The sequence below is a fragment of the Methylibium sp. genome (assembly GCF_013817365.1).
Lineage (GTDB): Bacteria > Pseudomonadota > Gammaproteobacteria > Burkholderiales > Burkholderiaceae_C > Methylibium.
In genome coordinates, this window is sequence record NZ_JACDCU010000277.1 from 1 (window position 1) to 5,733 (window position 5,733).

Sequence of the window (5,733 nt, forward strand, 5' to 3'; positions counted from 1 at the left end):
CGGGCACTGATCGAGCGCGGCATCGCGGCCGATGGCAGCCTCGGCTGGCGCGGGGCGCCGCCGGTGCAGGCACGTTTCGTGGTCACCGGCGATGCGTTGCGCTCGGTGCGCTCGCGCCTGTATCCGCCGCCGGCTTTCCTGCGTCGTTTCGGGGTCGACGTGAGTGTGGGGCCGGACGACGCTGCGCAAAGCCCCGGCCGGGTGCTGCTTTACCTCACCGGACTGGCACAGGTGTCAGATCTCGATCGCCTGGAGTTCGTGCCCGGTGCCCTGGCCGACCACATGACCTCTTTCGGCGGCCAGCTCGACGGCAGCAGCACTCAGACGAGCGCCCGGGCCTGGCTCGACGCGGGCGCGACCGCCAGCTACGGAACGGTGAGCGAGCCCTGCAATCACGTGCAGAAATTTCCGCATCCCCAGGTCCTGCTGCGGCACTATCTGCAGGGCAGTACGGCACTCGAGGCTTACTGGAAGAGCGTGGCTTGGCCGTCGCAGGGGGTCTTCATCGGCGAGCCGCTCGCCGCACCGTTCGCCCGGCCGTAGCGCACTGATACGCTTTGCGCCTTTTCTTCGGGGTCGTCTTCCCATGCTGTTGCTGCTCTCGCCCGCCAAGACCCTCGACTACAACCGCGCCGCGCCCGTGGAGGCGTCCGGCAGGCCGCACTTTGCCGGCCGTGCGGCTGAGTTGATCGATGTGCTCCGCCAACGCACACCGGCCCAGATCGCCGGGCTCATGCACCTGAGCGACAAGCTGACTGAGCTGAATGTCGCGCGCTACGCCGCCTGGCGGCCCCGCTTCACGGCGCGCAACAGCAAGCCGGCCCTGTTCGCCTTCAACGGCGACGTCTATGGAGGCCTCGATGCCGGGGGCCTGGACGCCGCCGACATCGTCTGGGCCCAGGACCATCTGGCCATCCTGAGCGGGCTGTACGGCGTGCTGCGCCCACTCGACAGCCTGCAGCCCTACCGTCTGGAAATGGGCACGCGCCTGGCTTCGTCACGCGGCAAGGACCTCTATGCTTACTGGGGCGACACCATCGCCCGGTATCTGAATCGCCGGCTGGTCGGGGAGCACGAGCCGATCGTCGTCAACCTGGCTTCCGAGGAGTACTTCAAGGCGGTCGACCGCCAGGCACTCCGTGCGCGCGTGGTGCAGTGTGTGTTTCAAGAATGGAAGGACGGCGGCTGGAAGATCATCGCATTTCACGCCAAGCGTGCCCGCGGCCTGATCGCGCGGCACGCGATCCGTACGCGCGCGAGCACGCCCGAGGCGTTGCAGCGGTTTCAGCTCGAAGGCTATGCTTTCGATGCTGCCGCCAGCGAGCCGGACCGGCTGGTCTTTCGCCGTCGCAGCGCCTGAAGTCTCTTGCCGCGAGGACTGTCCGATGACACTTGCCGATATTCAGACCATCACGCCGGCCCTGCGCCAGTGGATCATCGAACAGGCCCGCGCGGGCCACCGGCCCGAAGCGGTGCTGGAGGCCATGAAAGGCAGCGGCTGGCGCGAGGATGTCGCGCTCGAAGCGCTCGAGACGGTGCTGAGCGGCGTCTTGCAACCGAACGCACAAGCGTCTGTGTTGCCGCCACCGAGCCGGGTGCCCGAACCCGCGCTCGATGGCTCCCCGGCCACGCTCCGGGCGCACGACCGGGAGGTGCGCATCGTGATGTCGCTGCGAGAGCCTCGAGTCGTGGTGTTTTCCGGTTTGCTCTCGGATGCGGAATGCGACGAGATGGTCGCCCTGGCCGGTGCGCGCCTGCAGCGCTCGCACACGGTCGACACCAGCACCGGCGACAGCGAGATCAACGATGCGCGCACCAGCGATGGCATGTTCTTCACGCGCGCAGAGCATCCCGTGTGTGCGCTGCTCGAGGCGCGCATCGCCGCGCTGCTGAGCTGGCCGGTCGAGAACGGCGAGGGCTTGCAGGTTCTGCGCTACCGGCCGGGCGCCGAATACAAGCCGCATTACGACTACTTCGATCCCGCGCAGCCCGGCACGCCGAGCATCCTCGAGCGCGGCGGCCAGCGCGTGGCCACCATCCTCACCTACCTCAACACGCCCACGCGCGGCGGCGGCACCACCTTCCCCGACGTCAACCTCGAGATTGCGGCGCAGAAGGGCTGTGCCGTCTTCTTCAGCTACGACCGGCCGCACCCCATGACGCGCAGCCTGCACGGTGGCGCGCCGGTGCACGAAGGCGAGAAATGGGTCGCCACCAAGTGGCTCCGCGTCGATCGGTTCGACTGAGCGGCAGTCGCACTGCCGTCCTCGCGCAGGAGCCCATGGGAGGGCATGCTTGCCTGTACGCAGTGCGAGCCGTTGATCTAAAGCGCCGACGGCGCCACCGGGCGAGCGTGACCTTCGCTTGACGCTCAGCGGCCGCGACCACCGCTGCGATGCCCACCGGCGTTGCCGCCACGCGGTCCTGCCGCTGCGCCGCCACGGCTACCGCCCGGAGCACCGCCTCGCGGCGCACCCGAGCGCGGTGCGCCGGCACCCCGACCTCCTCCCGATCGCCCGCCACCGCCGCCCAGGGTCTGCCGCCCGATCTGAATGGGCTGCGCGACCGCACGCGGGTCGGGCTCGAAGCCCGGCACGACCTCGCGCGGGATGCTGCGCTTGATGAGCCGCTCGATGTCGCGCAGGAAGGATTCCTCGTCCACGCAGACCAGCGAGATCGCTTCGCCCTGCGCGCCAGCGCGACCGGTGCGGCCGATGCGGTGCACGTAGTCCTCGGGCACGTTGGGCAGCTCGAAATTCACGACGTGGGGCAACTGGTCGATGTCGATGCCGCGTGCGGCGATGTCGGTGGCCACGAGCACCTGCAGATCACCCGTCTTGAACTCGGCCAGCGCCTTGGTGCGCGCAGTCTGACTCTTGTTGCCGTGGATCGCCATGGCGGTGATGCCCTGCTCGTTCAGATAGTCGGTCAGCCGGTTGGCGCCGTGCTTCATGCGGCAGAACACCAGCACCTGGTCCCAGTCCTGGCTCTTGATCAGGTGCGAGAGCAGTTCCTTCTTCTTGTCGCGGTCCACTGGGTGGAGCTTCTGCTCGATCAGCTCGACCGTGCTGTTGCGGCGCGCGACTTCGATGACCTGCGGCTGGTTGAGCAGCCGGTCGGCCAGCGTCTTGATCTCATCGCTGAAGGTGGCCGAAAACAGCAGGCTTTGCTTGTGCTTGGGCACGATGGCCAGCACCTTCTTGATGTCGTGGATGAAGCCCATGTCGAGCATGCGATCGGCCTCGTCGAGCACGAAGATCTCGATCTTGCTGATGTCGAGCGTGCCCTGCTGGTGGTGGTCGAGCAGGCGTCCCGGCGTGGCGACAAGGATGTCGACGCCGCGCCGCAAGCGATCGACCTGCGGCTGCATGCCGACGCCGCCGAACATCACCATCGAGGTGAGCTTGGCGTGCTTGCCGTAGATGCGCACGCTTTCCTCGACCTGTGCCGCGAGTTCGCGGGTCGGCGTGAGGATCAAGGCGCGCACGGGGCTCTTGCCCTTGGCGTCGCGCACGGCGGGCTTGGCCATCAGACGGTGCAGCATCGGCAGCACGAAGCCGGCGGTCTTGCCGGTGCCGGTCTGCGCGCCAGCGAGCAGGTCGCCGCCGAGCAGCACGGCGGGTATTGCCTGCCTTTGGATCGGCGTGGGCGTGTCGTACCCGGCTTCGGAAACGGCCTTGAGCAGGGGCTCGGCGAGCCCCAGTTCTTCGAATGACATGTGAGAGTGCGCCCGAACGGGCGTTGGCATCAATCTGCGGCCACGTGCGGAGCACGCGCGCCAGTCACAGACTGATTGGAGAGAAGGGTCGGAATCGACTGCAGCGCTCGGGACTGGAACTGTGCGCTGCGGCTGCGATTGTAAGCGGCGTGTGCGGCGCCGCGAGGCTGCCGCGTGCGGAACCCTTCACGGCTCAGTGAGCCGGCCGAGGCGCTTTCGCATCCACGCCGCTGAAGCCGTCGCGGTTGGGCAGGCGCACTTCAGGCAGCGTCTTCGCGTTTATCTCGTCGTGCTCGCCGATGACGCGGTTGGCGTAGAGAAGGTAGGCGGTCAATGCGTAGACCTCGTCGGCGCTCAGGGAGCCCGGCGCGGTCATCGGCTTGGCGCGGCGGACGAAGTCGAAGATCGTCGTGGCATGGGGCCAGTACAGGCCGATGGTCTTGTCGGGCCACTCGCTGGTCAGCGGCTCGCTGCCGCCGGCCAGTTCTTCGGCGCTGGCCCCGCGCCCGCCGTCGCCGTGGCAGACGGCGCAGTGGGCCTGGAAGAGCATGCGGCCCTGAATGGCATTGCCGCGGCCGGGCGGCAGGCCGCGGCCATCGGGAAAGACGTTCAGGTCGAAGCGGGCCGCCGCGGCCGCCTCGATGGGTTGCCCCAATCGAGGCGCGACCGTTTCACTGCCGACAGCGTCACCCGCCAACGCCGTGCCTGCGGCGAGACTGCACAACAGCACCACCGCCATTTCACGCATAGACATGCGTGAGCGTCCCTTCGGCATCGACTGCCCAGGCGACGATGGCGTTGTAGTGGAAGTAGCCGTTCAGGCCGCGCTCCTGAACCAGCACCTCGCGCTCGGGCTGCACATAGCCGGTTTCGTCGGTGGCGCGGCTCTTGATCACTGTGGGCTTGCCGTCCCAGCGCCATGCAGCGCGAAAGCGCGTGAAGCAGCGCGGCAGCACCGGCTCCTGCAGCGCGGCCGTGGCCCAGCTTTGGCCGCCGTCCGCTGAAACATCGACCTTGCGGATGCGGCCGCGGCCGCTCCAGGCCAGACCGCGTATCTCGTAGACGTTCGGGCCGTGCATCCGCAGCCCTGGCGAGGGCGAAGTGATGAGCGACTTGGCGTCCATCACGAAAGTGAATTGGCGTGCGTGGCCGTCCGACTGGAGTTCGGTGTACTTGGCCGTCTCGTTGCGCGCCATGACGGGCTCGGCGCTCAGATGAAGGCGGCGCAGCCACTTGACGTTGAGCACGCCTTCCCAGCCGGGCACCACCAGCCGCAGCGGATAACCATGCTCGGGGCGGATAGGCTCGCCGTTCTGATACAGCGCGACCAGCGCGTCGTCCATCAGCTTTGCCAATGGCAGGCTGACATTCATTGCAAAGGCATCGCCGCCTTCGGCGATCGCCCAGGCCGCTTTTGGGTCGAGCCCGGCTTCGTTGAGCAGCACCGACACCCGCACGCCGGTCCACTCGTTGCACGAGACCAGCCCGTGGAAACCACCGACCGAGCGCTGAATCGGCTCCGGGTGCCAACCGGCATTGCTGTTGCCGCCGCACTCGATGAAACCGAGGTGCGAGCGCATCGGATAGCGCTCGAGGTCGGTAACGGCGAACTGCAGCGGCTGCTTCACCAAGCCGTGGATCAGCAAGCGGTGCTGTTTCGGATCGATCTGCGGCACGCCGTTGTGGTGGCGCTCGAAGTGCAGTCCGCTGGGCGTGATCATGCCCTCCAGGTCTTCGAGCGGTGTCCACGAAACGCCGTTGCCGGGCAGCCAGCGGTTGCCGGCGATGGTGCGCATGAGGGCAGCTTCGTGCTTCGAAGGCTGGCCATAGCCTGTGAAAGGCTGCCCGGGGGTCCGCATCCACGGCGGGCGAGCTTCGACGGTGTCGGTGCCGGTCTGCGCTGCGGGGGTGCCGGCTGCGGTGGCCGAGGCAAGCACCAGTCCGCGTTGAAGCAGGGCCCGCCGGTGCAGCAATCCGCCACCGGCGACCGGCTGCGGCTCCCCGCCGTCCGCGTC

6 protein-coding genes are annotated in these 5,733 nt (G+C 67.9%); 3 read left to right on the forward strand and 3 right to left on the reverse strand.

Annotated elements, in window-relative coordinates:
* The 3 genes from H0W38_RS15430 to H0W38_RS15440 all read left to right on the forward strand — a co-directional run.
* Window positions 1-543: TIGR03790 family protein (locus H0W38_RS15430; protein WP_292455627.1), on the forward strand; the 543-nt coding region annotated here is incomplete at its 5' end.
* A gap of 43 nt (window positions 544-586) precedes the next feature.
* Window positions 587-1,360 carry a peroxide stress protein YaaA gene (gene yaaA, locus H0W38_RS15435; RefSeq protein ID WP_292455629.1) on the forward strand — a complete coding sequence of 258 codons (774 nt, stop codon included), beginning with the start codon at window positions 587-589 and terminating at the stop codon, window positions 1,358-1,360.
* A 25-nt stretch (window positions 1,361-1,385) separates the two neighbouring features.
* Window positions 1,386-2,246, forward strand: a complete 861-nt coding sequence (locus H0W38_RS15440; RefSeq protein ID WP_292455631.1) for a 2OG-Fe(II) oxygenase — start codon at window positions 1,386-1,388, stop codon at window positions 2,244-2,246.
* Between the two features lie 125 nt (window positions 2,247-2,371).
* Here the strand turns inward: H0W38_RS15440 and H0W38_RS15445 are convergent, their stop codons facing one another.
* The 3 genes from H0W38_RS15445 to soxC form a co-directional block, all read right to left on the reverse strand.
* A complete protein-coding gene (locus H0W38_RS15445; RefSeq protein ID WP_292455632.1) occupies window positions 2,372-3,718 on the reverse strand; it encodes a DEAD/DEAH box helicase in 1,347 nt (448 codons plus the stop codon).
* Window positions 3,719-3,911: 193 nt separating this feature from the next.
* Window positions 3,912-4,472 carry a cytochrome c gene (locus H0W38_RS15450; protein ID WP_292455634.1) on the reverse strand — a complete coding sequence of 187 codons (561 nt, stop codon included), beginning with the start codon at window positions 4,470-4,472 and terminating at the stop codon, window positions 3,912-3,914.
* On the reverse strand, window positions 4,459-5,733 hold a 1,275-nt coding region (gene soxC, locus H0W38_RS15455), incomplete at its 5' end, for a sulfite dehydrogenase (protein ID WP_367162206.1). The genes soxC and H0W38_RS15450, both read right to left, overlap by 14 nt.